Origin of the sequence: Phenylobacterium sp. VNQ135 (assembly GCF_049445735.1) — a bacterium.
In the GTDB taxonomy this organism is placed as follows: Bacteria; Pseudomonadota; Alphaproteobacteria; order Caulobacterales; family Caulobacteraceae; genus Phenylobacterium.
Window position 1 is genome coordinate 1,104,651 of the sequence record NZ_JBMSDS010000001.1, and the last position, 26,263, is coordinate 1,130,913.

Here is a 26,263-nt window from a genome sequence, read left to right on the forward strand (position 1 = left end):
GAACACGAACCAACACGAACAGCGCGGTTGGTCGTCGTCCCTCAGAGCTTCAGCCTTGTCGCGCGCCTTTAGGCGCGCCTTCCTCCCGAAGCGCACGCGCTTCCGGGCTCGCGCCGCATGCGCCGCCCCGTTCGTGTGGGTTCGTGTTGGTTCGTGGTTCTAAAGAAAACCGGCGCCGCCTAGGTCGCCGTCCGCGCCTAGTCCGCCTCGCGCACCACCGCGCCGCTCAGCCGCGCCAGCGCATCCGTCGCCAGCACGCTCAGGGACCTCAACCCATGCTCGCCGAACACGTCCAGCGCCGCATCCAGCGCCAGCGTCGCCGAAGCCCGCTCGCCCCGGTCGACGCCGGTCATGGCCAGCCGCGTCTCATACAGCCTGGCCAGGTGGAGCTGCGCCAGCGCCCAGCCGACCGGATCGCGCCTGGCCGACTTCGACGAGAGCTCCATCTTCATCGCCGCCTCGGCGACGTCCAGCACCGCCAGGTCCCCGGTCAGCTCGGCCGAGCGCGCCAGGCAGACGGCGCGGGCGCTCGCCGCCACGCCGCGCAGCGGCAGGGTGGTCGCATCCTTCAGCACCAGGCTTGCGCGGTCGTAGCAGCTCACCGCCTGCTCGAAGGCGCGCTCGTCGCCTGCGGCCTCGCCCAGCGACTGCAGCGCCTGCGCCAGCGCCACCTGCGTGCGCGCCCAATCGAGCGGGCTGTGATCGCGCGTCAGATGGTCCACGGCGTCCGCAAGGCGCTGGGCGCCGGCCGCGATCAGGTCGATCTCCCCCGTCGTCTCGCCCAACAGCGAGAGGGCCTGACCGTGGGCGATTTCGGCCCGGGCCCAGGTCAGCGGCTCATAGGCGGCGTCGACACGGGCCGCGGCGGCGGCGGCTTCGTCCACGGCCTTGCGCAGCAGGGTTTCGTCCTTCAGGCGCGCGCCCCAGCCGCACAGCAGGTCGGCGCGCGCCAGGCGCGCCTCGGCGGCGAGCGGCCGCACCGTGGTCGAGCGCCGGGCTTGGTTTTCGAGAGCCAGAATGGGGGCCTGGAAAGCCCCGCAAAGTTCACGCGCCTCCTGCGCGTCGGCGACCGCCAGCCGCCGGCGCGCCTCGATGGCGGCGAGGCCGACGTCGGCAAGCGGGGCGCAGACCCCGCCGCGAACGGCGGCGCGAACCTCGCGGAACGCCACCTCGGCGGCGGCGTCCAGACCGGGGTCGCCGAACAGCTCGGCGCCCAGCAGCGCGCAGAACGCCTGCTCGCAGCGGGCCCGGGCCCACCCGTCGGTGCGGCGCTCGGCCTCGAAGCCGGCGGCGGCGGTCTCGGCAATGGCGGCGGCCTTGCGGAGCGCGGCGGCGTCGCCCGTGCGGCGGGCCACCTCGCGCCAGGCGATCGCAGCCTCCAGCCGGCGCACCGGCTTGTCCTTGGAGCCTATGCGGCCGGCGGCCACGTCGGCTCCGCGCGCCTCGTCGGAGAGCAGCTTGAGGTCCAGCAGTTCCAGCAGCGCGGGATCGCCGCGGCTCAGCCCCTCGGCGTCGAACCGCCGGTCATGGGCGAACAGCCGCTTCAGCTCGCGTCCCAGCTCGAACATGGCCCCGCTCCGGCCCTCCTTCCGTCCCACGATGGGACGGCCCGCGAGGGCCCTGAACGGGTTCAGCAAAGCCGGAGCCGAGAGCTTTAACAAGTCATTAACTTCTGCGGTATGGTTAACGAAGCGTTGCCATCCACAGTAAAGCCCCGGCTGGGGACAAGTTCCGTAGGGGTCTGCGCTAGGCCCTTTCCTTGGCCCTATGGAACGCCACCTTCGGGAAGCGCTCCTGGACGTAGCCGATCTCCCAGGCGGATTTGCCGAGGAAGACGGGCTGCTCGTCGATGTCGACCGCCATGGCCGTGCGGTGCTTGTTCTGGAAGTCCTCGACGTCCGCCCGCTCGCCGGAGATCCACCGGGCCTCCGCGTAGGGGCTGGGCTCGAAGATCACCTCGAGCTGGTATTCGTTGGCGAGGCGATCGGCCATGACCTCGAACTGGAGCTGGCCTACTGCGCCCACGATGAAGTCGGCGCCGAGCGTCGGCCGGAAGAGCTGGGTGACGCCCTCCTCCGCCAGGCTCTCCAGCGCCTTCTTCAGGTGCTTGGCCTTCAGCGGGTCCTTCACCCGCACGCGCTGCAGGATTTCCGGCGCGAAGTTCGGCAGGCCGGCGAACCGCAGGGTCCCGCTCTCGGACAGGCTGTCGCCCACTCGCAGCACGCCGTGGTTGGGGATGCCGATCACGTCGCCGGCGAAGGCGTCCTCGGCCAGCTCCCGGTCCGAGGCGAAGAACATGGTCGGCGCGTTCACGCTCAGCTGCTTGCCCGTGTTCTGCACCTTCAGCTTCATGCCGCGCTGGAACCGGCCCGAGCACAGTTTCAGGAAGGCGATCCGGTCGCGATGGTTCGGGTCCATGTTCGCCTGGACCTTGAAGACGAAGCCGGTGACCTCCTTCTCGCCCGGTTGCACCTTGGCCTCGGCGCCCGCCTTGGTCGCCGGCACGGCCTTCGGCGGCGGCGCGTACTCGCCGATCACCGCCAGCAGTTGGTCCACCCCGAAGTGCCGCAGCGCCGAGCCGAAGATCACGGGCGTCATGTGCCCTTCCAGGAACGACTGCCGGTCGAACGGCTTGGAGGCCTCCTGCACCAGGGCCGCTCCTTCCAGGGCCTCGGCCAGCTCCGCCTCGTCCAGGAAGGCGGCCACCGAATTGCCCTCCAGCGACACCGGATCGGGATGCCCGTCCTGCTGCTCGCTGGGCTTGGAGAACGGGATGAACCGCTGCCCCTCCAGGTCGACCATGCCCTTGAACCGCCCGCCCGAGCCGGCGGGCCAGTACAGGGGCGCCGGGTCCAGCGCGAGTTTGGAGGCGATCTCGTCCAGGATCTCGATCGGGTCCAGCGCCTCGCGGTCCATCTTGTTGATGAACGTGACGATCGGGATGTCCCGAAGGCGGCAGACCTCGAACAGCTTCAGCGTCTGCGGCTCGATGCCCTTGGCGGCGTCCAGCACCATGACGGCCGCGTCGGCCGCGGTGAGGGTCCGGTAGGTGTCCTCCGAGAAGTCCTCGTGGCCTGGCGTGTCCAGCAGGTTGAACATCTTGCCGTCGTGGTCGAACGTCATGACCGAGGCCGAGACGGAGATGCCCCGCTCGCGCTCGATCTTCATCCAGTCGGACCGGGTGCGGCGGTTCTCGCCGCGGGCGCGCACGGCGCCGGCCGCGCGGATCGCCCCGCCGGCCAGCAGCAGGTGCTCGGTCAGCGTCGTCTTGCCGGCGTCGGGGTGCGAGATGATCGCGAAGGTGCGGCGGCGCGCGGCCTCCGCGGCGGGGGAAGTGCTCATGGGGCGGCGCTTATAGCGGGCGCCTCGCCGCTTTGCAGGAAATTCGGTGTCGCGGCCTTGAAAGCGCCGCCGTCGATCCTCATCTCAACGTTGCGGGCCGGGCCCCTCTGGCGATTGCGCGAGACGCGATCGTGATGTCGGACCGCATCGGGTGTGCTCGATGCCAATGGGTCCGGACGTCCCCCCACTTCCGCCCCGGCGTCGAGCGCCCCGAACACCCCAAGCAGCCCACACTCGGGGCGGCGGCTCCCCCTGCCGCCCCGTTTCTTTTCAGGCTGGCGGGCGAATCTGTTCGTAGGTGCATTGGCGCGGCGCCTTGTCCGGCCGCCATCGGACCAGCCTGGTCCCGTGCCGGAATCGGCCTCCGGTCACCTGGTCATAGCGGACCTCGACCACCAGCTCCGGCTTCAACGCCACCCACTCGCCGGTTCGCTCGGTGCTCCAGCGGCTGGGCCCGCCCGGCGCGTCGCCGGTGAAGCCTTCGCCCTTCAGCGTCTCGAGTCGCCTGGTCAGCTCCGGCCGCTCCGCGTTGGAGATGGTCGACGTGAACCCGACGTGGTGCAGCCTGCCGTCGTCGCCGTAGAGCCCCAGCAGCAGGGAGCCCACCTTGTCCGTTCCGCTCTGATAGCGGAAGCCGCCCACCACGCAGTCGGCGGTGCGGATCTTCTTGATCTTCAGCATCGCCCGCTCGCCCGGCACGTACGGGCCATCGCTACGCTTTGCCACCACCCCATCCAGCACGAACCCCGCCTCGTCCAGCCATCGGCAGGCCTGGTCCCGGTCCTCGGTGTAGGGCGAGAGCCGTACCGCAGGCGCGCCCTTCAGCCGCTTGAAAAGCGCTTCCAGTTCGGACCGCCGCGTCGACAGCGGCGCCTCGACCAGCGAGCGACCCTTGGCGTCCATCAGGCAATCGAAGAGCGTCAGCGTCGCCGGCTGCTCCGCCGCCAGCTTGCGCACGCGGCTTTCGGCGGGATGCAGGCGCATCTGCAGCGCCTCGAACGACAGGCGGCCGCCCACCTCTATGGTCAGTTCGCCGTCCACGACGAACCGCTCGACCGGCAGGGTCTTCAGCGCGGCCACGACGTCGGGAAAGAACCGGTCCAGCGGCTTGCCCGACTTGGCCCTGAGCGCCACGTCCTCGCCGGATCGGAACGCAAGGCAGCGGAAGCCGTCCCACTTGGGTTCGAACCGCCAGCCCGGCTCGCGCGGAACCTCTTCCACGAGCTTGGCCTCCATGGGTGCGAGGTCGAGCGGGACGGGCAGGTCGGCAAGCTGGGACACGCCGCAGAAGCGTCAGGCGCGTTCCACAGGTTCCACCAGGAAGTGCCGCCCCTCGCGGTCCTCGATCTCGACCACCCACACGTCCGGGTCGATGCGGACCGCGCGCTCGATGTAGCGGTCGAGGTCCGGCTCCTGCTCGGAGGCGGCGGGCTGCATCCAGATGCGCTCGCCGTCGCCGCGCGTGGCCTCGGAGTAAAGACGCGCCGTGCCGTCCGTCCGGTTCAGCACCTTCACCAGCACGGCGCCGGCGCGGGGATCGCCCTTGCGCGCAACCACGGCGAAGCCGCCTCCCAGTTCGACGCGACGGATGAGGGCGCCGACCCAGATGTCGGTGGAGAGCAGCATGGCGGCGACCATGCCCCGGCCGCTAACCGAACTTCAACACCCCTCGGCTACGCCTCCCCACGAAACCCGGAAAGAAGGGTCGGATACGGAATTCGGTGGATGCGGGACTCGCGCAGAACGGCGCGGCCGGCGTCTCGGTGGTTGGGGTTGATGGGCGCGGCCGCAGTCGTCGCGCCGAGCGCCGCACATGCGGACGCCGTGAACCTCTACTTCGAGCGGACCGTGCTGCAGGCGGCGGATGAACGCTGCAAGCTGCTGGCGCCGGAGGTGGGCGCCGCGCTGGCCGCCGGGGCGGCTCAGGCGCGCGGCGCGGCGTTGCGCCAGGGCATGGCCGAACGGGCGGTCAAATCCCTGGAAACCCGCGCCCGCGTCCGGGCGGCGGACCTGAACTGCTCGTCGACGCAACTCATCCAGGCCGCGCGCGAGATCGAGGTCGCCTACAGAGGCTTCTCGCGGATCACGCGAATGACCTATCCAGGCGACCAGTCCGCCTGGCGAGCCGATCGGACCCTGGCCAGGGAGGCCAAGTGGCGGCTCGCGCAGGACGTCCGGTTCGGCCGCGACCAGATGACCTTCGGCCTCGCCGGGAAGGCCACGCCCGGCGCGCTGCTGGCCGTGGCCCAGTTCGCCGACCGCGCCCAGCCCTACGGCGCGCGGCTGGTGCTGCGCGACACTCGCCGGACCCTTGGCCCCTACCTGCCCAGCGGCGCCAAGACCTTGGCCTCACGCCTGCCGCCGGCGAGCGCCGTGCAGGCCTATCTGGCGGAGGCGCGCAGCCCGGCCGGCGAGGACCTGCTGCCCAAGGACGCTCGCTCGGGCTGGGCCTTCCGCTTCCCGGCCGAGGCCGTCCGCGCGTTGTCGAACCTCGACCCGCGGGAGGCGGTGGCGGTGCAGTTCCTGTTCCCGGGCGACCGGGTGCGGACCGCCTATATCGAGGTCGGCGACTTCGCGGCCGGCCGCGCCTTCGTGCAGATGGCGGCGCGCTAGGCTTCAGCCGCCGGGGCCGGCGCTTCGATCGCCGGCAATGCCAGCACCGGCATCCGGACCGTGACCGTCGTGCCGTCGCCGACCCGGCTGTCGATGGTCATGTCGCCGCCGTGCAGGGCCGCGAAGGCGCGCACCAGCGACAGGCCGAGGCCGGACCCGGCCGCCCGCTGCTGGGCGTCGCCCGCCTGCTCGAAGGGGCGCCCCAGACGTTCGAGGTCGTCGGGCGCGATGCCGACGCCGGAGTCGGTCACCACGAGTTCGAGCACATCGCCGTCCGCCTGTGCGGTCACCGTCACCGTGCCGCCGCGCGGCGTGAACTTCAAGGCGTTGGAGACGAGGTTCAGGGTGATCTGCTTGATCGCGCGCCGGTCGGCGTCGGCCTCGAGGGGCTCGGTGGGCAGCACGCCCCGCAGGGTCACGCCCGCTCGCTCGGCCTGGCCGCGCATCAGCCGCAGCACCGCGCCCACCGCATCACGGACGTCGAACTCCTCGCGCGCCAGCTCGAAGCGCTCAGCCTCGATCTTCGACATGTCGAGCACGTCGTTGATCAGCTCCAGGAGGTGACTGCCGCTCTCGTGGATCAGTTCGGCATATTCCGTATAGCGGTCGGCCATGGGGCCGAAGAGCCGCTGCCGCATGATGTCGGAGAAGCCCATGATGGCGTTCAGCGGCGTCCGCAGCTCATGGCTCATATTGGCGAGGAAGCGGGACTTCCCGGCGTTCTGCTGCTCGGCCGAGGCCCGGGCCTGTTCCAGCTCCAGTTCGCGGGCGCGCTGGGGCCGGGCGTCGCGCAAAGCGGCGGCCAAGCGGTTGCCGGTGAGACGCTTCAGCGAGAGCTCCAGCCATCCGGCCGGATCGGACGCCGGTGCGAGGAAGAGCTCTGCCGAACCCTCGCGGGCGGCGGTCTGCAGGGCGTCGTCGACGGCGAGCCTGTGTTCGAGCGCGACAAGGTCGCCGAACGGCTGGTCGCGGCGCCTGTAGGGGCGAAGACCCATCAGATCAGGGCCGAAGGCGGTCAGGATCCGACCGTGGGCGTCGAGGGCCAGCACCTGTTGCGGCTGGTGGTCGAGCGCTTCGCGGAGCTCCAGTTCGGTCTCGTCGCGGGCGCGGGCGTCGTGGGCGGCGGCGACCTGCAGACCGATCAGGGCCGCAGCCAGGCCGAGGACGGTGGTGACGGACGCCGCCAGGCTGAGCCAGCCGGCGGCGGGTCCGGCGAGGCCCGGCAGCGGCAGCAAGGCGCCGCCGAGGGCGCAGACGCCGGCGACACCCACTGCGGCGGCTGCGCCGAGGGCAAGCAGCTCCGCCCGGCGGAAGGCCGCGGCGGCGGCCAGCGGCGTCAGGCACCAGGCGGCGAGCGGCCCTCCGGCCCCGCCGGTCAACTGCACGGCGAAGGTCGCGGCCACGGCCCAGACAATGATCGCAATGACGCGACCGGGCGCGCCCAGCCCCGCGAGCAGCACGCCGAACACCGCCGCCGCGAAGACGGCCGCCAGGGCGGCGGTCTCCGCGGCCGCCAGCAGGCCGAGCGCCGCCAACGCCGCGCCCAGGCCGGCGACCGCCAGCGCGAACAGCGCATGCCAGGCCCGGGCGAACCCGGCCCCCCGGCGCCGACGGCGCCTCGTCGCGGCTCTGTAGCGGACGTGCGGCACGGGCTTAGGTCAGGCCTTCCCCAGAGAACATGAGTCGAAGCTTAGCCGTCCGCTCGCAGGGCGGGTACCCCGCTCGCGCGACGCGCGATCTTCCGGGGGCATAAGGAAATCGTAAGCGCAAGGCGCCACTGTGGCGGTCCACCCAGCCGAGGCCCGCGCCCCGTTCATGCCCCCAGCCGCGCATCTTCGACCCGCCTCTGCCGCCGCCCGGCCGCGCCGCGACAACGCGCCCGACGAGCAGAAGCGGTCGTTCCTGCGGATGGCCAGTCATGAGCTGCGGACGCCTCTCAACTCGATCCTCGGCTTCTCCGAGATTCTCAGTTCGGAACTCTATGGGCCCCTCGGGGCTCCGCAGTACAAGGAATATGCCGAGATCATCCAACGCAGCGGACAGAAGCTGCTGAAACTTGTGAATCAGGTGTTGGAGATCGCCCGGCTCGAAGCCCAGACCATGGACTTCGACCTGCGTTCCGAGCCGCTGGACCTCGCCCTGGACGACGCCATGGCCGGGCTCGGCGACGAGCTGGCGGGCCTGACCGTCGAAGTCGCCGGTCGGGGCGAGCTGCCCGCCGTGACCGCCGACCCGCGGGGCCTCCGGACCGTGCTGTTTCACCTGTTGCAGAACGCCGCCGCCTTCTCGCCGGAGGGCGGCGTTATCTTCGTCAGCGCCCAGCGTCTGGCCGGCGGCGTGCAGATCGTCGTCCGCGACCAGGGGGCCGGGGTCGACCCGGCCGAACTGCCCCGCCTGATGAACCCCTTCGAGCAGGGCGAGAACGCGCTCACCCGACGCGGCGAAGGCGCGGGCCTGGGCCTGCCGATCGCCGACCTCACCTGCAAGGCCATGGGCGGGCGCCTGACGCTGGCGTCGAAGCCGGGCAAGGGCCTCACGGCCGGCGTGCGCCTCCCCGCCGGCTGAAGCCGGTTGCGCCACGCCTCGGCGGTCCTTAAGTGCCCGTCGCCATGGCCGCCATCCAAGACGCGCTGACCGAGCTCCAGGACGAGTTCGAACTCCTGGGCGACTGGGAGGAGCGGTATCGCTACGTCATCGAACTCGGCAAGGACCTTGCGCCGCTCTCCGACGCCGAGCGTTCGGAAGCCAACAAGGTGCGCGGCTGCGCAAGCCAGGTCTGGCTGGTCACCGAACCTCAGGCCGACGGCACGCTGGCCTTCCGCGGCGACTCCGACGCCCACATCGTACGCGGGCTGATCGCCATCGTGCTGCGGCTCTACTCCGGCCACTCGCCGACCGAGATTCTGGCCTTCGACGCCAAGGCGGCGTTCGAGGCGCTGGGGCTCGCGGGAGCGCTGTCGTCGCAGCGGTCGAACGGGCTGGCCTCGATGGTGGCGCGCATCCGCCGGGATGCGGAGCTGGCGCAGGCGGCGTAGGCGGCGCCGGTTTTTTTTAGAACCACGAACGAACACGAACCCACACGAACGGGACGGCGCATGCGGCGCGAGCCCGGAAGCGCAGTGGCTTGCGGGATGAGGCGCGCCGGAGGCGCGCGACAGGGCTGAAGCTCTGAGGGACGACGACCAACCGCCCTGTTCGTGTTGGTTCGTGTTTGTTCGTGGTCGATCCTGCGGCGGATGGATCAGGCGGAACTTTGGAAGCTCTGGCGAGCTTCGGCCGCCTCCGCCTCGGGATAGGAGGGCGGCGGCTCGGCTTTCAGGTCGAGCTTGGCGATCAGGCGGTCGGCCTGCTGTTCGACGGTGAGGTCGAGGAAGCGTTCGTCGAGACTTTCGAAGTCGAGGACGCGGTCGTACTCGGCCAGCAGGCCTTCGTCCTCCCAGTCGGCTTCGCGCCAGGTGAGGGTCTCGACACGGTGGCGGACCGCGTCCCAGCGATCCTGGCTGCGCTCCCTGTGGGCGGCCTCGGCGCGGCGGGTCTCCTCGCGGTCTAGCGCGCGGATCTCCTTCCGCAGCTTCACGCGCAGCGCATAAGTGAGGCGGATGGAGCGCGCGCAGCGGTCGAGCGGCTCGGCCAGAGCCTGAAGCTCGGCGGCGTCGTCCGAAGCTTCGATGCGCCCCTGGATCTTCTGGATCAGCGCGAACTGGACGTCGGCCACCGCCGCGAGGCGGGCGTCGATCTCCTCCAGCATGTCGCTATCGCTGAGCATGAACAAAAGAAGAACATAGAAGCTGGCGAAAGTCAAAAACTTTCGTCCTGCAGGCGAGCGAGGGGCCTAGGCGGCGCGGATGCCGGAGTGGACCTGGCCCAGTCCGACGACGGCGTCGTAGCCGAGGATCAGGTCGACGTCGGTCCCGTTCGAGGCGAGCGGGAGGCGCAGCCAGACCACGGAGAGGTGGGAGGCGCCGCGCCAGGCGAGGTTGTGGATGCCCACCGCCGGCCGGCCGTCGGCCACCAGCTTGCCGAGCTCGCTGCGCCAGTAGTCGGCCGCGGCCGAATTGTAGACTTCGCCCAACCTGCGACCGGTGATCTCGCGACCATAGACATTGTAGAGGCCGGTGCCCGCGAGACGGATGCGGTAGTCCAGAGGCGGCCCGCGCACCACTTCGGTCAGGCTGATGGTGGGCAGCAGGCGCTTGAAGCCCGCGGGGTCGATATCCGCGCGCGCGGGCAGGCCCGCGCCGCGACGCAGGGAGCTCCAGTACGCGAAGAGCTCTTCGTGGGCGCGGATCGCCGCGGCCGGAGCTCCGATCTGCGCCGCCATCAACAGATTCCTTAACAACTACTTGGAATCACGACGAATCACTTATCGCCTGATGCGCGAATCGGCGGCAAGGCCAAATGACGGCGAAGCTCAAAGAAAAGCGCGGCGGGCTAGACTGCAAAAAGGAAACGCCCGCCGAAACGGCGGGCGTCCCTAGACTGTATAGCCGGCTCCGCCGAGCGGAGCGGATCGGGGATCAGCGCTTCTTGCGCGGAGCCTGACGGCCGCCCTGGCCCAGGCCCATCTGCTTGGCGAGGTCCGATCGCGCCTTGGCGTAGTTCGGCGCGACCATCGGATAGTCCTTCGGCAGGCCCCACTTCGCCCGGTACTCTTCCGGGCTCATGTTGTACTTGGTGCGCAGGTGCCGCTTCAGCGACTTGAACTTGCGGCCATCCTCGAGGCAGACGAGGTAATCGGGCGTGATCGACCGACGGATCGGCACGGCCGGCTCCTTCGGCTGGGCCTCGACGGCCTCGGCCCCGGACGAGACGCCGGCGAGAGCGCGGTGCACGCTCTGGATCAGACCCGGCAGGTCGGCGGCGGCGACCGTATTGTTGCCCACATAGGCCGACACGATGTCCGCCGTCATCTCGATGACTTCCGTCTTCTCGTCCATTCTTTCGATCCGCGAAATCGACGCACAAGCAGGCGCCGGAATTGATTCACTAGAAGAGTAGGCGGTCAATATCTGGAACGTCGGCGTAGCACAACACGGAAATAGAGCTTAGTCGGGCTTCACATGCGAAAATTGAAGAACGTTCCTGCTCAACAGTGCTTCTGCGCGGCCGGCGAGTAAGGCGCTTACTGGAGACTGAGCAAGCCTGCCGTTCACGGCGGCCAGCCCGTCGGCGGCGCCGCAACTTGAATGCTGCAGCGCCGCATAACAGTGCGTTCTTCGAGCGAATATCAGCGGTTAGCTGAACTTCGGAGCCTCCCAGTGCGGCCAGACGTCGGGAAGATCGGAGGATACCCGATCGGGATAGTTCGGCGGCCGCTTCTCCAGGAACGAGCTCACGCCTTCGCGCGCATCGCCCGAACGGCCTCTGGCCTGTATGGCGCGGCTGTCGGCCTTGTGGGCCTCCATCGGATGCGAGGCCCCCGCCATCCGCCAGATGAGCTGGCGGGTCAGCGCCACCGAGACCGGCGCGGTGTTGTCTGCGATTTCGCGCGCGATGGCCTTGGCGGCCGGCAGCAGGTCCTCCGGCGCGTGAACCGAGCGGACCAGGCCCTTTTCGTGCGCCTCCTGGGCCGGGAAGATGCGGCCGGTGTAGCACCACTCCAGCGCCGTCTGGACGCCGACGAGCCGCGGCAGGAACCACGAGGACGCCGCCTCCGGATTGATGCCGCGGCGGGCGAACACGAAGCCGTAGCGGGCGTCGGTCGAAGCCAGGCGGATGTCCATGGCCAGCTGCATGGTGACGCCGACGCCGACCGCCGCGCCGTTGCAGGCCGAGATCACCGGCTTGAGGCTGTCGAAGATGCGCAGGGTGACGAGTCCGCCGCCGTCGCGGTGGACGCCGTCCTGCTGACGCGCCATCCGGTCCGCGCCGCCGCGGGCGTCGTAGTCGAACGTCTTGGCCCCGGACGAGAGGTCGGCCCCGGCGCAAAAGGCGCGACCGGCGCCGGTGATGATCACCGCGCGCACCGCATCGTCGCCGTCGGTCTCGTCGAAGGCGGCGATGAGCTCCTGCATCATGGTGGTGTTGAAGGCGTTCAGCTTGTCGGGCCGGTTCAGGGTGATGACGGCGATCCCGTCCTCCACGGCATAGTCCAGGGTCTCGAAGGCGGGCTTGGTGGTCGACTGAGACATCGGGCGTCTTCCCTTTCTCGGCGTTTCGTTTGGGCGCGCATTCCCGTCAGCTTGACGGACCGTAGGTCAAGACCCGCAATCGTTGCCTGAGAGAACAGAACGGCGGCTCCGAACCGCCCAAGAGACCCTCGGGAGTGAACGCATGCATCCGGCGCACCACGCCAGGACCCACGCCGACCGCGTCGCCTATGTGATGGCGGGCAGCGGTGAAACGGTGACCTATCGCGAACTGGACGACCGCTCGAACCAGGGCGCCCAGCTCTTCCGGTCGCTGGGCCTGAAGACCGGGGACGTCATCGCCGTCTTCATGGACAACAATGCCCGGTATTTCGAGATCGCCTGGGCGGCGCAGCGGTCGGGCCTCTACTTCACCTGCATCTCGTCGAAGCTGACCGCGGGCGAGGTGCAGTACATCGTCGAGGATTGCGGCGCGAAGGTGCTGATCGCCTCGCCGGGCGTCGGTCCGGTCGTCGACGAGCTGCCGGGCGTCCTGAACGGCGTGAAGCTGTACATGGCGTGCGGCGAGCGGCCGTCCTACGAGAGCTGGGAGGCGGCGCGGGACGCGATGCCGGCCCAGCCGATCGCCGACGAGACCTCGGGCTCGGACATGCTCTATTCGTCCGGCACCACCGGCCGGCCCAAAGGCGTGAAGCCGGCGCTGTCGGGCATGCCGATCGACAGCCCCAACGCCTTGCAGATGATGGCCCAGGGGCTGTTCGGCTTCCAGGAAGGCTGGACCTACCTCTCGCCGGCTCCGCTGTATCACGCCGCTCCGCTGCGCTGGTGCATGAGCGTCCAGAAGATGGGCGGCACGGTGATCGTGATGGAGAAGTTCGATCCGGAAACCGCGCTGGCCCTGATCGAGAGGCACCGGTGCGACTGCGGCCAGTTCGTGCCCACGCATTTCGTGCGGATGCTGAAGCTGCCGGAAGAGGTGCGGGCGCGGTACGACGTCTCGTCGATGAAGTCGGCGGTGCACGCCGCGGCCCCCTGCCCCGTGCCCGTGAAGGAGCAGATGATCGCCTGGTGGGGCCCGGTCATCTACGAGTACTACGCCGGCACCGAGGGCAACGGCTTCTGCTTCATCACCGCTGAGGAGTGGCTGGCCCACAAGGGTTCCGTCGGCAAGGCGGTGCTGGGCGAGCTGAAGATCTGCAACGAGGACGGCGACGAGGTGCCGCCCCGCACCGAGGGGCTGGTGTGCTTCGCCAACGGCCCGCCGCTGGCCTATCACAACGCGCCGGAGAAGGTCGCCGAGAGCACCAACAAGCACGGCTGGACGACCCTGGGCGACGTGGGCTGGGTCGACGAGGAGGGCTACCTCTACCTCACCGACCGCAAGAGCTTCATGATCATCTCGGGCGGGGTGAACATCTATCCGCAGGAGATCGAGAACCTGCTGATCGGCCATCCGAAGGTGGCCGACGCCGCCGTCGTCGGCGCCCCGGACGAGGAGATGGGCGAGAAGGTCGTCGCGGTGATCCAGCCGATGGACTGGGACGAGAGCCACGAGAGCCTTCGCACCGAACTCCTGGCCTATGCGCGCAGCAACCTCAGCCACGTGAAGTCGCCGCGGGTGATCGACTTCATGAAGGAGCTGCCCAGGCATCCGACCGGCAAGCTCTACAAGCGCCTGATCCGCGACGCCTACTGGGGCAAGGAAGGCTCGCGGATCGTCTGAGGCGCGTTCAGGCCCGGCGCTGCTCAGCCGCTTGTGGCGGGGCAGACAGCAGGATGTCGAGCCGCTCCACCAGGACCGCCAGCTCGATGGGCTTGGGCACGACGTCGTCGAAGCCGGCCGCCCGATAGGCCTGCGCCTCGTGAGCCAGCACGCTGGCGGTGACGGCGACGATGGGCGTGCGCGCTCGCCCCTCGGCGTGCTCGCGGGCGCGGATGGCGCGGGTGGCTTCGAGGCCGTCCATGTGGGGCATGTGGACATCCATCAGGACCGCGTCCCAGGCTCCCGCGGCCCAGGCGGCCACGCCCTCGGCCCCGTCGGCTGCGAAGCCGCATTCGCAGCCGAGCTCCTCCAGCATGATGCGCAGCACGAGCTGGTTGGCCGGCTTGTCGTCGACCACCAGGATGCGGGGCGCACGCTCGGCGAAGGAGGCCGGCTCGGGCGTGGAGGGCGGGGCGGCGACGATCTCGCCGGTGCGCGCGAGCGGGACATGCACGGTGAAGATGGAGCCGACGCCGGGCGCCGAGCTGACCGAGATCTCGCCGCCCATGAGCTGCACCAGGTCGCGGCAGATGGCCAGGCCCAGGCCGGTGCCCTCGAAGCTGCGGGCGGCGCCGTCGTCGACCTGAGTGAACTTGTCGAAGATGACCGCCTGGTCCTGCACGGAGACGCCGATGCCGGTGTCGCGGACGGTGCAGGTGAGGCCGCGGCCGTCAGCCCGGAAGCGGACCGCCACCTCGCCCGCCGGGGTGAACTTCAGGGCGTTGGACAGCAGGTTCGAGACGACCTGGCGAAGCCGCGCCTCGTCGCCGAGACAGGCCCCCTCGCCCGCATCCTCGACCTCCAGACGGAAGCCCAGCCCACGCTCTTCGGCGAGCACGGCGTAGAGGCGGCCGATCCCCTCGGCGAAGGCCTCCAGGTCGAACGGCTGGGGCTGGAGCTCCAGCTTTCCGACCTCGATCTTGGAGATGTCGAGGACGTCGTTCAGCACCTGCATCAGGGCGCCGGCGGACTGGCGGATGACCGCCAGGTGCTCGCGCTGGGCCTTGGCCAGGCGGCCGCGCTCCATGACCTGCACCATGCCCAGGACGCCGTTCAGGGGCGTGCGGATCTCGTGGCTCATGGTGGCGAGGAAGGCGGACTTGGCCCGGTTGGCGGCCACCGCCTCCACCGACATCCGCTCGGACGCCAGCCGCGCCTGGATCGCGCGGGAGACGGCGCCGCGCAGCAGAGCCGAGACGCCCAGCGCCGAGAAGCCGGCGGCGAGACCCATGAAGGCGTACCCGCCGAAGAGCTCCGCGCCCAATCGCCAGCCGGTCAGCGTCAGCCCGGCCATGGCCAGGCCCACGGCGGCATAGGCCACGCGCCACGTGGGCGCCGCGGCCGCCGAGATCAGGGCGACGAAGGTGAAGTAGATCAGCCGCCGCTCGTGGAAGACGACGAACTGGTGGACGACCACGTTGGCGTTGACCAGGAAGAAGGCGCCGAGCGCCATCAGCTCCAGCCGCAGCATGCCGGCGGGCGCGCGGCGCAGGCGCAGGCCGCCCAGGAGCAGCATCGCCGAGGTGGTCGCCGCGAGCGGCAGCAGGATGGCGAGGCCCACGCCGCGCTCGAGAACCGAATGGGCGATGGAGATCAGGGCATAGTAGACGCCGCCCGTCAGCAGCGCCCCGCTCACCACCGGAGCATAGGCCTGCGCGAGGTAGGACGAAGGAAGCGTGGCTTCCCGGCGGCGACCGGACAGCATCTTCGACTCGCGTTCACTTGGTCCGTCCGTACAGGGACGGAGCCTCCAAGCCGACTATCCCCTGAGGGGCCTTAAGGATTTGCGACCCGCTGCGGTTGACCTCACGGGCGCCTTGCGGCGGGGCCGGCAGATGCTAGACGCTGGTCGCGAACAAGCGAGGAGCGACCGCGAATGAACCCTGTCGAGATCAAGGATCTGCCCGGCCTGGTCGGCCAGGAGGTGGGCGTCTCGGACTGGCTGGAGATCAGCCAGGAGCGCGTGAACCAGTTCGCCGAGGCGACCGGCGACCACCAGTGGATCCACGTGGACGTCGAGCGGGCCACCAAGGAAATCGGCGGGCCGATCGCCCACGGCTACCTGACGCTGTCGCTGATCCCTTTCCTGTCGGCCGGCCTGCTGCCGATCAAGGGCGTGACGCGGGGCATCAACTACGGCTCGGACAAGGTGCGCTTCACCAACATGGTGCGCGTCGGCTCGCGGGTGCGGCTGCGCCAGAAGCTGATCGGCGCCGAGCCGAAGTCGGGCGGCATGCAGCTCAAGAACGAGTGCACGATCGAGATCGAGGGCCAGGACCGCCCGGCCTGCGTCGCCGAGACGATCAGCGTCGTCTACGGCGCGTAGGGACTAGTTCCGCGCCGCTTCCTCGGCGGAGGCGGCGCGGGCGCCCACCAGGGTTCCCCCATCGGCCACGGTCGATGGCGCGAGCGGGTTCTGCAGCAGGCCGATGGTCTCGCGGACGTACTTGGCGTGGGTGACGATGCCGATCTCCAGCCGCTCGGAGTTCAGCTCCACCTGCTGGGTGAGAAGGCCCGCGATGAAGCCGCCGTCTTCCTTGTCCGCGACCTTGGTGACGCCGACGCCCTTGTGCGCCTGGCTGACGAACACCGGGCCGCCCGAGTTGCCGGGGAACACCGAGAAGTCGAGCAGGAAGGTCGGGAACTGCTTGGCCGGGGCGACCGGATAGGACGCGATGCGGCCCGACCGAAGGATCGGGAAGCCGGCCTGGTTGGCCGACAGGCCGCGCGGGAAGCCCAGCGCCATCATCTCGTCGCCGGCGGTGACGTTGTAGCTGGTGAAGGTGTCGTCGGCGGCCAGGTAGTTGAGCGGGATCGCCGCCTTGGCGAACTCGGCCGGGGCCTTGATCTCCATCACGGCGACGTCGCGGGTCGGATGGTGCGTCCAGAGCTCGCCGCCCTTGCCGTCGCGGATCTTCAGCTGCTGGGGCGAGTAGCTCCAGGAGCCGTCGGCGTTGGCGATGCGGTAGCCGATGCGCGCGTTGGCGCTCGGCATCTTCTCGAGCACGTGGTTGGCCGTGACGAGGATCGTCCGCGGCTGGCCGTTGGCCGACGGCGCCGAGATGAGGAATCCCGTGCCGACGGTGCGCGTGCCGTCGCCCAGCGGCTGTTCGAGCTGAACAGTGGCGTGGATCAGCTCAACCGCAAGATCCATGACCATGGCGGTCCCCGAATACTAGAAGCCCCTCGCGTCTTCTGCGCGATCTCGATGTGGGATCAGTGAATCAGAGTCAGGAACCGACAACAAGCGAACATGCGCGTGAACGCCCGCGCCAGAACGACGCGACGTGGCCTTAGTCCGTACGGCGCTCCGGCCGAGGCTCGGGCAGCAGCGGCGGCGTATTGTCCGCGAACCCAAGCCAGTTCGACCAGACCTGCCGAGTCCGGGCCTTCGTCATCTCCGTTGTACAGGACAGGCTCATCCAGGTGCGGATCGTGCCGGTTCTCCACCAGTCGAAGACCGCGCCGCACTCGGCCTCGCGATAGAGGAGCCAACGCTTCTGCGCCTCATCAAACCCTTGCAGCGCGGCCCGCGCCCCCTCGTCGGCGGTGGTGTCGTTCGCGTCGTTCACCAGGCGCGCGCGGGCGGCGGCCAGGTACCGTTCCAGCTCTCGGGTCGCGCGGTCGGCATAGATGGCGCCACACTGGTTCATCCCGAGGGTCGTCTCGCCGTCACACTCGGGCGGCTTGTCCGAGATCGACATCAAGGCCTCGATCCGTTCGCGGTAGGCGGCTTCGAGGCAGGCCTCATCTCGGCAGATGTCTCGCCCTCTCAGCCACCGCGCCTGCTCGGCCCTCACGGCGTCCGGCTTGTTCGAACGGTCCAGCGCGCCGTCGAACGCGCCCTTCAGCTGCAGGTCCAGCATCTCCAGCGTGATGCTCCCGCAGATGAGCTTCTCGACCGGCGTCGCGGCCTTCTTGCAGTCGAAGCTGGCGGCCCGCGCGTCGGTCGCACCGACCATCAGGGTCGCAAACAAGGCGCAGGCCAGGCCGCGAGCCAAATGGGGCAAGACGCGCCCACGCCACGATGAAGACATCAGGCTTCCTCGACCACCACCCGGCGAACCACGAGCATCGCAAGAACCCATGAGCGGACCGGCCGTGTCAACGCGAGCGACCTTGAGCGACCAGCCAGGGCGGCGCATCTAGCGGGCATGAGCCTCCCCACGCCGCCCGCCGCGCCGAAGCGCCCGACCACGATCGAACAGCTCGGGCGCACGCGCACCGACGACTATGCCTGGATGAAGGACGACAACTGGCAGCAGGTGCTGCGCGACCCGAAGGCGCTGAGGGCCGACGTGCGCGAGCATCTGGAGGCCGAGAACGCCTACACCAAGGCGGTTCTCGCGGGCACGGAAGAGCTGCAGGCCAAGCTGTTCGCCGAGATGAAGGGCCGCATCAAGGAGGACGACAGCTCGGTCCCCGCGCCCGACGGCCCGTGGGCGTACTACGTCCGCTACGACGTGGGCGCCGAGCACCCGATCCATGCACGCAAGCCGAAGGGCGGCGGCGCGGAAGAAGTGCTGATCGACGAGACGAAGCTGGCGGCGGGCAAGGCCTTCTTCCAGGTCGGCGCGGCCAGCCACAGCCCCGACCATGCGCTGTTCGCCTGGGCGGCGGACGAGCAGGGGTCCGAATACTATCAGATCCGCGTGAAGGACCTCGCCAGCGGCGAGGAGGTGGGCGCGCCCATCGAGAGCGCCTATGGCGACTTCACGTTCTCGCCGGACAGCCAGTGGATCTTCTGGATCTGGCGGGACGAGAACGCCCGGCCGTCGAAGGTCTTCCGCCGGCCTGCGCGCGGGGGCGACGACGTGCTGGTCTATGAGGAGCACGACGACGGCATGTTCCTGGGCGTGGGCGTCACGTCGGACGACAGCCACATCCTGATCCACGTCGGCAACCAGGAGACCACCGAGCTGTGGCTGATCCCGGCGGCCGATCCGACGGCGCAGCCCGTCGTCGCCGAGCCGCGCCGGGTGGGCGTGAAGTACGGCCTGGACCACTGGACCGACCGCTGGGTGATCCGCACCAACGACGACGGCGCGGTGGACTTCAAGCTGTGCGTCTCGGAGGCGGACGTGCCGGCGAAGGAGACCTGGCGCGACTGGGTGGCCCATGCGCCCGGGCGCTACATCACCGGCTTCGCGGCCTACGCCGGGCATCTGGTGCGAGCCGAGCGGGTGAACGCCCTGGACCGGCTGCTGGTCATGGACCGGGACGGCGGCGAGCACGTGGTGGACTTCGACGAGGAGGCCTATGCGCTGAACCTCGAGACCGGGTTCGAATACGGAACCACCCTCACCCGCTTCGTCTACCAGTCGCCGACGACGCCCCGGCAGTGGTTCGACTACGACATGGCCACGCGGGAGCGCACGCTGCGCAAGACCCAGGAGGTGCCGTCCGGCCACGACCCGGCGCTGTACGTCGCCCGGCGCCTGCAGGCGACCGCCGCCGACGGCGAGCAGGTGCCGATCACGCTCCTGATGCGCAAGGACGTGGCGATGGACGGCACGGCGCCGGTGCTGCTGTACGGCTACGGCTCTTACGGCCACGCCATGGAGCCCAGCTTCTCGATCCGCAACCTCAGCCTGGTGGACCGGGGCTGGATCTGGGCCACCGCCCACATCCGCGGCGGTTCGGACAAGGGCTGGGGCTGGTTCCTGGACGGCCGCAAGGAGAAGAAGCCCAACACCTTCACCGACTTCATCGCCTGCGCCGAGCACCTGATCGCCGAGGGCTATGCCAGGCCGGGCAAGATCGCCGCCTACGGCGGCTCGGCCGGCGGCATGCTGATGGGGGCGGTGGCGAACCTGCGCCCCGACCTCTGGGGCGCGATCATCGCGGCGGTGCCGTTCGTGGACGTGCTGAACACCATGAGCGACACCTCGCTGCCGCTGACGCCGCCGGAGTGGCCCGAGTGGGGCAATCCCATCGAGGACGCCGCCGCCTATGACCTGATCGCGAGCTACAGCCCCTATGACCAGGTGAAAGCCCAGGCCTATCCGCCGGTCCTGGCCACTGGCGGCCTGTCGGACCCGCGCGTCACCTACTGGGAGCCGGCGAAGTGGGTGGCCAAGCTGCGCGATCATTCGACAGGCGCCGCCCCGATCCTGCTCAAGATCAACATGGAAGCCGGCCACGGCGGGGCTTCCGGCCGTTTCGATTTCCTGAAGGAAATCGCGTTGGATTATGCCTTCGCCATCTGGGCGATCGAGGGAAGCTGGAAGCAAGGATGATCATCCGCCCCGCCGAGGCGCGCGACACCGAAGCCCTGGCGGCGATCTACGACCACCATGTCCTGCACGGCTTCGGCAGCTTCGAGCTGAAGCCGCCAGGCCTCGCCTGGATGGAGGCCAAGCGCCTCGACATCCAGGGCTATGGCCTGCCCTTCCTCGTGGCCGAGCTGGACGGGCGGGTGGCGGGCTACGCCTACGCGGGTCCCTTCCGGCCGCGGCCCGGCTACCGGTTCACGGTGGAGGACAGCGTCTATGTCGCGCCCGACGCCCAGGGGCGCGGCGTGGGACGGGCGGTGCTGTCGGCGGTGCTGGAGCAGTGCGAGGCCATGGGCCTGCGCCAGGTGGTGGCGGTGATCGGCGACAGCGGCAATGCGGGCTCGATCGGCCTGCACCGGGCCCTGGGCTTCGAGGACGCCGGCGTCGGCCGGTCGCTGGGCTTCAAGCACGGCCGCTGGGTGGACATCGTCTGGATGCAGAAGTCGCTGAACGGCGGCGACGCGAGCCCGCCCGAGGGTCCGGGCATCCGCCTGGGCGACGCCTGACGGAACGTACGCCTGCGGCGGCCGGTTGAAGCGGCGAGGACGCGGCGCCGGCTGGAACATAGAAAATTCCAATCGGCTCGCGTTGATAAAATCAATTTTTCTTTTGCGCTCCGAGCGACTACCTCAAGGGCTCTAATCCACCGGGACTTCATTGGGAGCAGCCATGTCTCTGATCAACACCGAGGTGAAGCCGTTCACCGCCCAGGCCTACAAGGACGGGAAGTTCGTCGCCGTCAGCGACGCCGACCTGAAGGGCAAGTGGTCGATCGTCTTCTTCTATCCCGCGGACTTCACCTTCGTCTGCCCGACGGAGCTGGAAGACCTGGCCGACACCTACGCCGAGTTCCAGAAGCTGGGCGTCGAGGTCTATTCGGTGTCGACCGACACGCACTTCTCGCACAAGGCCTGGGCCGACACCTCGCCCGCCATCGGCAAGATCAAGTACTTCATGATCGGCGACCCGTCGGGCGTGGTGACCAACAACTTCGGCGTCATGCGTGAAGGCCAGGGCCTGGCCGACCGCGGCACCTTCCTGGTCGACCCGGACGGCGTCATCCAGTTCACCGAGGTGACCGCCGAAGGCATCGGCCGCAACGCCGCCGAGCTGCTGCGCAAGGTCAAGGCCGCGCAGTACGTCCGCAACCACCCCGGCGAAGTCTGCCCGGCGAAGTGGGAAGAGGGTGAGAAGACGCTCGCCCCGTCGCTCGACCTCGTCGGCAAGATCTAAGCCCGACTGCTCTTGAAGAGCCGGCGCCGTCCGACCGCGGGCGGCGCCGGTCTCCTCCCCCCGCCCAATTCGCTCGAACCTCGACGCCGGAGTTTTGCGTATGCTCGATGCTGCCCTGAAGACCCAACTGAAGGCCTATCTCGAGAACCTGCGCGAGCCCGTCGAGCTGGTCGCCTCGCTGGACGACGGCGCCAAGTCGCGGGAGCTCGCCGAGCTGCTGAACGAGATCGCCGAGGCCTCGGCCAAGGTGACCGTCAGCCAGGCCGGCGACGACGCCCGCAAGCCGTCGTTCGCGATCACCCGCCCCGGCACGGACATCTCGGTCCGCTTCGCCGGCATCCCGCTGGGCCACGAGTTCACCTCGCTGGTGCTGACCCTGCTGTGGGTCGGCGGCCATCCGCCGAAGGTGGAGCCCGAAATCATCGAGCAGGTGAAGGCGCTGGACGGCGACTTCCTGTTCGAAACCTACTTCTCGCTCTCGTGCCAGAACTGCCCCGACGTGGTGCAGGCGCTGAACCTGATGAGCGTGCTGAACCCGCGCATCAAGGCGGTGTCGATCGACGGCGCCCTGTTCCAGGACGAAGTCGAGCGGCGCCAGGTCATGGCCGTGCCCACCGTGCTGCTGAACGGCGAGCCCTTCGCCCAAGGGCGCATGGAGCTGGAGCAGATCCTGGCCAAGATCGACGTGGGCGCGAGCGCCCGCGCGGCCGAGAAGATCAAGGGCAAGGACGCCTTCGACGTGCTGGTGGTCGGCGGCGGCCCGGCCGGCGCCGCGGCGGCGATCTATGCGGCGCGCAAGGGCATCCGCACCGGCCTCGTGGCGGAACGCTTCGGCGGCCAGGTGCTGGACACCCTGGCCATCGAGAACTTCATCTCCGTGCCGCACACCGAGGGCCCCAAGCTGGCCTCGGGCCTCGAGCAGCACGTCAAGGACTATGAGGTCGACGTGATGAACCTCCAGCGGGCGGCGAAGCTGATCCCGGCCGCCGAGGAAGGCGGCCCGATCACCGTCGAACTGGAGAGCGGCGCCAGCCTGAAGTCGAAGACCGTCATCCTGGCCACCGGCGCCCGCTGGCGGCAGATGAACGTGCCGGGCGAGGACGAGTACCGCAACAAGGGCGTAGCCTACTGCCCCCACTGCGACGGGCCCCTGTTCAAGGGCAAGCGCGTGGCGGTGATCGGCGGCGGCAACTCGGGCGTGGAAGCCGCCATCGACCTGGCCGGCATCGTGGCCCACGTCACGCTGATCGAGTTCGACAGCCAACTCCGGGCCGACGCGGTGCTGCAGCGCAAGCTGGCCAGCCTGCCGAACGTGCGCATCGTCACCTCGGCGCTGACCACCGAGGTGAAGGGCGACGGCCAGAAGGTGACGGGGCTCGTCTACAAGGACCGCAACTCGGACGAGACGCACAATGTCGACCTCGAAGGCGTGTTCGTGCAGATCGGCCTCGTGCCCAACACCGAGTGGCTGAAGGACTCGGTCGCGCTGACAAACCGCGGCGAGATCGAGACGGACTTCCGCGGTGCGACCTCGGTCCCCGGCGTGTTCGCCGCGGGCGATGCGACGACCACGCCCTACAAGCAGATCGTCATCGCCATGGGCGAAGGCTCCAAGGCCGCCCTGTCGGCCTTCGACTACCTGATCCGCCTGCCGGCCGACACCGCGCAGGCGGCCTAGTCGGCCGAGGGTTGGGAGCCGGCGCGGCGGCTGGCCCCAACCCAAAGCAACGATGCTGCGGCGCCAACTCGGTCCAGACGCGTTCTGCCGCAGAATGGACGACATCCCCGCTTCCGAGACGCACCCGCTGCAAGACGATGAACGGCAGCGCCTGGCCGAGATGTTCGAGCAGGCCCCCTCCTTCATGGCCCTGATGAGAGAGCCGAGCCACCGCATCGTGCTCGCGAACCGCGCTTTCCGACGCCTCCTGGGCCGCGAGGACCTCGCCGGCCTCACCGCGCGCGAGGCCCTGCCGCCCGAGCTTGCCGAGCTGACCGTTCAGGCGCTCGACCGGGCCTACCGCTCAGGCGAGACCAGCCACTTCCCGACCGCGCGGATGCCCACCGCGAAGACGCCCGACCTGCCCGGCGGCGAGCGGATCGTGGACGTGGTCCTGCAACCGATCAAAGACGAGAGCGGCGCCATCGCCGGGGTGTTCGTCGACGGCAGCGACGTCACGGAGCGCCACCTGGCCGAGCGGCGTTTGCAGGGCGCTCTGGCGATCAAGACGGTGGGGATCATCTACTGGGGCGCGAACTTCGGCCTCACCCAGGTGAACGACGCCTTTCTGCGCATGACGGGCTTCTCCCGCGAGGAGGCCATCGGCAAGACCTGGCAGGAGCTCACGCCGCCGGAGTTCTGGTCCGAGAGCGAGCGAGCCGTCGAACAGGTCAACACGGTCGGCGAAGCGATCCCCTACGAGAAGCAGTACTACGGCAAGGACGGCCGCCGCTGGTGGGGCCTCTTCGCGCCGCGACGTGTCAGCCCCGACGAGGTGGTCGAGTTCGTGCTCGACATTACCGAGCGCAAGGAAGCCGAGGCGGAGCTGCGGCGCCTCAACGACACCCTCGAGCGTCGCGTTCTGGACGAGGTCGCCGGCCGCATGCAGACCGAGGAAGCGCTGCGCCAGAGCCAGAAGCTCGAGGCGATCGGCCAGCTCACCGGGGGCGTCGCCCACGACTTCAACAACCTTCTGACGGTGATCCGCGGGGCCGCGGAGATGCTGCGCCGCCCCGAGCTGTCGGACGACCGCCGGGCCCGCTACGTCCAGGCCATCTCAGAAACCGCCGACCGAGCGGCGACGCTGACCAGCCAGCTGCTGGCCTTCTCCCGCCGCCAGGCCCTCCGTCCGACCGTGTTCAGCGTCGGCGAGCGCATCGAGGCGATCCGGGAGATGCTGTCGACCGTGGTGGGGTCGCGCATCGTCCTCACCACGCGGACCGACTGCGAGGTCTGCTACGTGGAGGCTGACCCGACCCAGTTCGACACGGCCATCGTCAACATGGCGGTGAACGCGCGCGACGCCATGAACGGCGCGGGCGAGTTGACGATCTCAGTGTCGCCGGCGACCGCGGTTCCGCGCGTCCGCGGGCATGGCGCTGCGCATGGCGACTTCGTGGAGATCACCGTCAGCGACACGGGCGCGGGCATCGCGGCCGATCAGCTGGCGCAGATCTTCGAGCCCTTCTTCACGACCAAGGAGATCGGCAAGGGAACCGGTCTGGGCCTGTCGCAGGTCTATGGGTTCGCCAAGCAGTCCGGCGGGGAAGTCTCCGTCGAGAGCGAGCTGGGCGCAGGCGCAACCTTCCGCCTGTACCTGCCGCGCGTCGCAGCCGCCCCGGAGGCCAACCAGCCGCGCGAGGAAGAGGCCGAAGGCGCGATCGCCCCGGGGCACATCCTCGTCGTCGAAGACAACGAACAGGTGGGCGCCTTCTCCAGCCAGTTGCTCTCCGAACTGGGGTTCGAAACGACCTGGGCGGCGAACGCCGCCGCGGCGCTCCGCCTGCTTGAAGAGGACAAGGGTCGCTTCGCGGCCGTGTTTTCGGATGTCGTCATGCCGGGGATGAACGGGATCGAGCTTGGGCGCGAGATCGCTCGACGAGAGCCCGACCTGCCGGTCATCCTTACGAGCGGCTATAGCCATGTGCTCGCCCAGGAGGGCCGTCACGGGTTCGAGCTGCTGCAGAAGCCCTACTCGATCGACGATCTCACGCGCGTTCTGCGGCGGGCGATGAGGATGAGGCCGGCGGACGGGTCCGAGTCTTCCGAGGCGCTGCAGGGGTCTTGCTAGCCCACGAAGCGGCAGGCGCCGCCGGCGTCAGTCCGCGGTCTCGCTGAGGTCGGGCTCGGCGTCCTCGGGGGCGTAGCGGGCCGCGAGGTCGGCGTGCTCGGCCTCGCGGGTGGCGCGGGCGACGTTGAGGCGGGTGTAGATGTGGACCCCGCGGCGGGCCTGAGGCGACAGCTCCTCGGCGGCGCGTGACAGGTCGTCGGTCGCCGCGACGGCCACGACCCTGACGCCCTCGCCCCGCGGACGCACGAGCGCGTAGTTGCCGGCGATAGGAACGTGCCTCTGTCCGGCCGGAAGGAGGCGGAAGCGGTAGGCGGCGCCCGAGGCGCCCGTCAGGTCCAGGAACGGCTTCATGGGGCGGCGGTTAGGCGCTGGCGGAGCCCGCGTCGAGCCGAATCGACCCCTCGCGCGTTGGCTGCGGCGGGGAGTCGCGATTCGATGACGAAAAGATCTGCCGGCGGCCGAACAGGGGTCGCAAAGCGCCCCCGCCAGGGGCTCGGCCGGGTGTTCAGCGTCCGCCAGGAGACGTGGCGGCTGGATCAGGATCCGTCAGTGGAGCGGCCCGAGGTGACGGTGCTGGCGTCGCGGCGCAGCGCGGCGGAGGCGGCGGACGTGGCCCGGGCGGCGGCGTCGGTCTTCGCCCGGCGCGGCTATCACAAGGAGACGGCCTCTTGGTGGGGCTCGGCCGCGGGCCAGATCCACCGCTTCCGGGTGGCGGGCCCCGGCGGGCATGCGACCCTGCTGGCGGCCGGCCTCGGCCTCATCGCCGCGGCGGTGCTGCTGAGCCGGAGACGCGGGCCAGGCAAGGCCAGAGCGGAGCCCAAGACCGGGGGCCGTCGCCGCAAGTCGTCCTGATGTCTCTGGTGGGGAGAAGTGGCTGGGGAACTAGGAAACGGACAGAAGCCGATTTCTCTAAGTTTTTCAGCAGCCGAAACTCAAGGTCGGTGACCTTTTGCACCATCTTCTTGTACCAGTTTGCACTGGCGTGCAATGGGCCGCTTGACCCCCTATCCTGCTTCGGCGTTGCTTCCCCGGATTGTCAAACGGCGTTGAAAATTGACCCCCTATCGGCGTCCAAAATTGACCCCTCTGTTGGTTGTCCTGGGCTGGCGGCGAGGCGCGTAGCCATCAGCTAGCGCAGCGCGTCGCCGCCGGGTGAGCTGC

The 26,263-nt window shown here is 69.5% G+C and carries 24 protein-coding genes; 11 read left to right on the top strand and 13 right to left on the bottom strand.

The window, feature by feature from the left end:
• Positions 1-197: 197 nt before the first annotated feature.
• The 4 genes from ACO2Q0_RS05530 to ACO2Q0_RS05545 form a co-directional block, all read right to left on the bottom strand.
• Positions 198-1,568, bottom strand: coding sequence for a hypothetical protein (locus ACO2Q0_RS05530; protein ID WP_423350480.1), 1,371 nt, complete (start codon positions 1,566-1,568; stop codon positions 198-200).
• A gap of 178 nt (positions 1,569-1,746) precedes the next feature.
• Positions 1,747-3,342, bottom strand: coding sequence for a peptide chain release factor 3 (locus ACO2Q0_RS05535; RefSeq protein WP_423350481.1), 1,596 nt, complete (start codon positions 3,340-3,342; stop codon positions 1,747-1,749).
• Between the two features lie 270 nt (positions 3,343-3,612).
• A complete protein-coding gene (locus tag ACO2Q0_RS05540) occupies positions 3,613-4,623 on the bottom strand; it encodes an ATP-dependent DNA ligase (protein ID WP_423350482.1) in 1,011 nt (336 codons plus the stop codon).
• Between the two features lie 12 nt (positions 4,624-4,635).
• Positions 4,636-4,968: a DUF1491 family protein gene (locus ACO2Q0_RS05545; protein ID WP_423350483.1), complete on the bottom strand. Its 333-nt coding sequence runs from the start codon at positions 4,966-4,968 to the stop codon at positions 4,636-4,638.
• Positions 4,969-5,118: 150 nt separating this feature from the next.
• On the opposite strand from ACO2Q0_RS05545, the gene ACO2Q0_RS05550 reads away from it, so the two are divergent.
• On the top strand, positions 5,119-5,955 hold the full coding sequence (locus tag ACO2Q0_RS05550) for a hypothetical protein (RefSeq protein ID WP_423350484.1): 837 nt from the start codon (positions 5,119-5,121) through the stop codon (positions 5,953-5,955).
• Here the strand turns inward: ACO2Q0_RS05550 and ACO2Q0_RS05555 are convergent.
• Positions 5,952-7,604, bottom strand: a complete 1,653-nt coding sequence (locus ACO2Q0_RS05555) for a sensor histidine kinase (protein ID WP_423350485.1) — start codon at positions 7,602-7,604, stop codon at positions 5,952-5,954. The genes ACO2Q0_RS05550 and ACO2Q0_RS05555 overlap by 4 nt on opposite strands.
• Positions 7,605-7,770: 166 nt before the next feature.
• Here ACO2Q0_RS05555 and ACO2Q0_RS05560 point away from each other — a divergent pair, with 166 nt between their 5' ends.
• Complete coding sequence (locus ACO2Q0_RS05560) at positions 7,771-8,520, top strand: sensor histidine kinase (protein ID WP_423350486.1); 750 nt, start codon at positions 7,771-7,773, stop codon at positions 8,518-8,520.
• A gap of 44 nt (positions 8,521-8,564) precedes the next feature.
• Positions 8,565-8,990, top strand: coding sequence for a SufE family protein (locus ACO2Q0_RS05565; protein ID WP_423350487.1), 426 nt, complete (start codon positions 8,565-8,567; stop codon positions 8,988-8,990).
• 206 nt (positions 8,991-9,196) lie between these two features.
• On the opposite strand, the gene ACO2Q0_RS05570 is transcribed toward ACO2Q0_RS05565, so the two are convergent.
• The 4 genes from ACO2Q0_RS05570 to ACO2Q0_RS05585 form a co-directional block, all read right to left on the bottom strand.
• The gene (locus ACO2Q0_RS05570) at positions 9,197-9,721 is read right to left on the bottom strand and encodes a hypothetical protein (protein WP_423350488.1); all 525 of its coding nucleotides are present in this window, start codon (positions 9,719-9,721) and stop codon (positions 9,197-9,199) included.
• Between the two features lie 66 nt (positions 9,722-9,787).
• The gene (locus ACO2Q0_RS05575) at positions 9,788-10,276 is read right to left on the bottom strand and encodes a PAS domain-containing protein (RefSeq protein ID WP_423350489.1); all 489 of its coding nucleotides are present in this window, start codon (positions 10,274-10,276) and stop codon (positions 9,788-9,790) included.
• 196 nt (positions 10,277-10,472) lie between these two features.
• Positions 10,473-10,892 carry a MucR family transcriptional regulator gene (locus ACO2Q0_RS05580; RefSeq protein WP_041373591.1) on the bottom strand — a complete coding sequence of 140 codons (420 nt, stop codon included), beginning with the start codon at positions 10,890-10,892 and terminating at the stop codon, positions 10,473-10,475.
• Positions 10,893-11,189: 297 nt separating this feature from the next.
• Positions 11,190-12,086, bottom strand: a complete 897-nt coding sequence (locus tag ACO2Q0_RS05585; protein WP_423350490.1) for a crotonase/enoyl-CoA hydratase family protein — start codon at positions 12,084-12,086, stop codon at positions 11,190-11,192.
• Between the two features lie 142 nt (positions 12,087-12,228).
• Here ACO2Q0_RS05585 and ACO2Q0_RS05590 point away from each other — a divergent pair, with 142 nt between their 5' ends.
• Positions 12,229-13,767: an acyl-CoA synthetase gene (locus tag ACO2Q0_RS05590; RefSeq protein ID WP_423350491.1), complete on the top strand. Its 1,539-nt coding sequence runs from the start codon at positions 12,229-12,231 to the stop codon at positions 13,765-13,767.
• 7 nt (positions 13,768-13,774) lie between these two features.
• Here ACO2Q0_RS05590 and ACO2Q0_RS05595 read toward each other — a convergent pair whose 3' ends face one another.
• Positions 13,775-15,511: an ATP-binding protein gene (locus ACO2Q0_RS05595; RefSeq protein WP_423350492.1), complete on the bottom strand. Its 1,737-nt coding sequence runs from the start codon at positions 15,509-15,511 to the stop codon at positions 13,775-13,777.
• Positions 15,512-15,682: 171 nt separating this feature from the next.
• On the opposite strand from ACO2Q0_RS05595, the gene ACO2Q0_RS05600 reads away from it, so the two are divergent.
• Positions 15,683-16,132 (top strand): MaoC family dehydratase, encoded by a 450-nt coding sequence (locus ACO2Q0_RS05600; RefSeq protein ID WP_423350493.1) that lies wholly within the window; start codon positions 15,683-15,685, stop codon positions 16,130-16,132.
• A 3-nt stretch (positions 16,133-16,135) separates the two neighbouring features.
• Here ACO2Q0_RS05600 and ACO2Q0_RS05605 read toward each other — a convergent pair whose 3' ends face one another.
• Entirely contained in the window at positions 16,136-16,960 is an 825-nt protein-coding gene (locus tag ACO2Q0_RS05605; protein ID WP_423350494.1) for a trypsin-like serine peptidase, read from the bottom strand.
• A 139-nt stretch (positions 16,961-17,099) separates the two neighbouring features.
• Positions 17,100-17,768, bottom strand: a complete 669-nt coding sequence (locus tag ACO2Q0_RS05610; RefSeq protein WP_423350495.1) for a lysozyme inhibitor LprI family protein — start codon at positions 17,766-17,768, stop codon at positions 17,100-17,102.
• A 192-nt stretch (positions 17,769-17,960) separates the two neighbouring features.
• On the opposite strand from ACO2Q0_RS05610, the gene ACO2Q0_RS05615 reads away from it, so the two are divergent.
• From ACO2Q0_RS05615 to ACO2Q0_RS05635, 5 genes are all read left to right on the top strand, one after another.
• Positions 17,961-20,045 carry a S9 family peptidase gene (locus ACO2Q0_RS05615; RefSeq protein WP_423350496.1) on the top strand — a complete coding sequence of 695 codons (2,085 nt, stop codon included), beginning with the start codon at positions 17,961-17,963 and terminating at the stop codon, positions 20,043-20,045.
• A complete protein-coding gene (locus ACO2Q0_RS05620; protein ID WP_423350497.1) occupies positions 20,042-20,587 on the top strand; it encodes a GNAT family N-acetyltransferase in 546 nt (181 codons plus the stop codon). Before ACO2Q0_RS05615 ends, ACO2Q0_RS05620 begins: the two co-directional genes overlap by 4 nt.
• A gap of 163 nt (positions 20,588-20,750) precedes the next feature.
• Entirely contained in the window at positions 20,751-21,314 is a 564-nt protein-coding gene (gene ahpC, locus ACO2Q0_RS05625) for an alkyl hydroperoxide reductase subunit C (protein ID WP_423350498.1), read from the top strand.
• Between the two features lie 100 nt (positions 21,315-21,414).
• Positions 21,415-22,992 carry an alkyl hydroperoxide reductase subunit F gene (gene ahpF / locus ACO2Q0_RS05630; protein ID WP_423350499.1) on the top strand — a complete coding sequence of 526 codons (1,578 nt, stop codon included), beginning with the start codon at positions 21,415-21,417 and terminating at the stop codon, positions 22,990-22,992.
• Between the two features lie 94 nt (positions 22,993-23,086).
• Complete coding sequence (locus ACO2Q0_RS05635) at positions 23,087-25,102, top strand: PAS domain S-box protein (protein WP_423350500.1); 2,016 nt, start codon at positions 23,087-23,089, stop codon at positions 25,100-25,102.
• A 27-nt stretch (positions 25,103-25,129) separates the two neighbouring features.
• On the opposite strand, the gene ACO2Q0_RS05640 is transcribed toward ACO2Q0_RS05635, so the two are convergent.
• Positions 25,130-25,453: a hypothetical protein gene (locus tag ACO2Q0_RS05640; protein ID WP_423350501.1), complete on the bottom strand. Its 324-nt coding sequence runs from the start codon at positions 25,451-25,453 to the stop codon at positions 25,130-25,132.
• An 84-nt stretch (positions 25,454-25,537) separates the two neighbouring features.
• Between ACO2Q0_RS05640 and ACO2Q0_RS05645 the strand changes: the two genes are divergently transcribed.
• On the top strand, positions 25,538-25,954 hold the full coding sequence (locus ACO2Q0_RS05645; protein ID WP_423350502.1) for a hypothetical protein: 417 nt from the start codon (positions 25,538-25,540) through the stop codon (positions 25,952-25,954).
• Positions 25,955-26,263 lie beyond the last annotated feature (309 nt).

Excerpts from the sequence above, each read along its gene's own strand:
- ACO2Q0_RS05530 (WP_423350480.1), bottom strand. The coding sequence starts at position 1,568 with ATGTTCGAGCTGGGACGCGAGCTGAAGCGGCTGTTCGCCCATGACCGG.
- ACO2Q0_RS05545 (WP_423350483.1), bottom strand. The coding sequence starts at position 4,968 with ATGCTGCTCTCCACCGACATCTGGGTCGGCGCCCTCATCCGTCGCGTC.
- ACO2Q0_RS05620 (WP_423350497.1), top strand. The coding sequence starts at position 20,042 with ATGATCATCCGCCCCGCCGAGGCGCGCGACACCGAAGCCCTGGCGGCG.
- ACO2Q0_RS05560 (WP_423350486.1), top strand. The coding sequence starts at position 7,771 with ATGCCCCCAGCCGCGCATCTTCGACCCGCCTCTGCCGCCGCCCGGCCG.
- ACO2Q0_RS05550 (WP_423350484.1), top strand. The coding sequence starts at position 5,119 with ATGGGCGCGGCCGCAGTCGTCGCGCCGAGCGCCGCACATGCGGACGCC.
- ACO2Q0_RS05635 (WP_423350500.1), top strand. The coding sequence starts at position 23,087 with ATGGACGACATCCCCGCTTCCGAGACGCACCCGCTGCAAGACGATGAA.
- ACO2Q0_RS05645 (WP_423350502.1), top strand. The coding sequence starts at position 25,538 with ATGACGAAAAGATCTGCCGGCGGCCGAACAGGGGTCGCAAAGCGCCCC.
- ACO2Q0_RS05585 (WP_423350490.1), bottom strand. The coding sequence starts at position 12,086 with ATGTCTCAGTCGACCACCAAGCCCGCCTTCGAGACCCTGGACTATGCC.
- ACO2Q0_RS05640 (WP_423350501.1), bottom strand. The coding sequence starts at position 25,453 with ATGAAGCCGTTCCTGGACCTGACGGGCGCCTCGGGCGCCGCCTACCGC.
- ACO2Q0_RS05605 (WP_423350494.1), bottom strand. The coding sequence starts at position 16,960 with ATGGATCTTGCGGTTGAGCTGATCCACGCCACTGTTCAGCTCGAACAG.
- ACO2Q0_RS05570 (WP_423350488.1), bottom strand. The coding sequence starts at position 9,721 with ATGCTCAGCGATAGCGACATGCTGGAGGAGATCGACGCCCGCCTCGCG.
- ACO2Q0_RS05610 (WP_423350495.1), bottom strand. The coding sequence starts at position 17,768 with ATGGTCGGTGCGACCGACGCGCGGGCCGCCAGCTTCGACTGCAAGAAG.
- ACO2Q0_RS05580 (WP_041373591.1), bottom strand. The coding sequence starts at position 10,892 with ATGGACGAGAAGACGGAAGTCATCGAGATGACGGCGGACATCGTGTCG.
- ahpC (WP_423350498.1), top strand. The coding sequence starts at position 20,751 with ATGTCTCTGATCAACACCGAGGTGAAGCCGTTCACCGCCCAGGCCTAC.
- ACO2Q0_RS05535 (WP_423350481.1), bottom strand. The coding sequence starts at position 3,342 with ATGAGCACTTCCCCCGCCGCGGAGGCCGCGCGCCGCCGCACCTTCGCG.
- ACO2Q0_RS05590 (WP_423350491.1), top strand. The coding sequence starts at position 12,229 with ATGCATCCGGCGCACCACGCCAGGACCCACGCCGACCGCGTCGCCTAT.
- ACO2Q0_RS05595 (WP_423350492.1), bottom strand. The coding sequence starts at position 15,511 with ATGCTGTCCGGTCGCCGCCGGGAAGCCACGCTTCCTTCGTCCTACCTC.
- ACO2Q0_RS05600 (WP_423350493.1), top strand. The coding sequence starts at position 15,683 with ATGAACCCTGTCGAGATCAAGGATCTGCCCGGCCTGGTCGGCCAGGAG.
- ahpF (WP_423350499.1), top strand. The coding sequence starts at position 21,415 with ATGCTCGATGCTGCCCTGAAGACCCAACTGAAGGCCTATCTCGAGAAC.
- ACO2Q0_RS05565 (WP_423350487.1), top strand. The coding sequence starts at position 8,565 with ATGGCCGCCATCCAAGACGCGCTGACCGAGCTCCAGGACGAGTTCGAA.
- ACO2Q0_RS05575 (WP_423350489.1), bottom strand. The coding sequence starts at position 10,276 with ATGGCGGCGCAGATCGGAGCTCCGGCCGCGGCGATCCGCGCCCACGAA.
- ACO2Q0_RS05615 (WP_423350496.1), top strand. The coding sequence starts at position 17,961 with ATGAGCCTCCCCACGCCGCCCGCCGCGCCGAAGCGCCCGACCACGATC.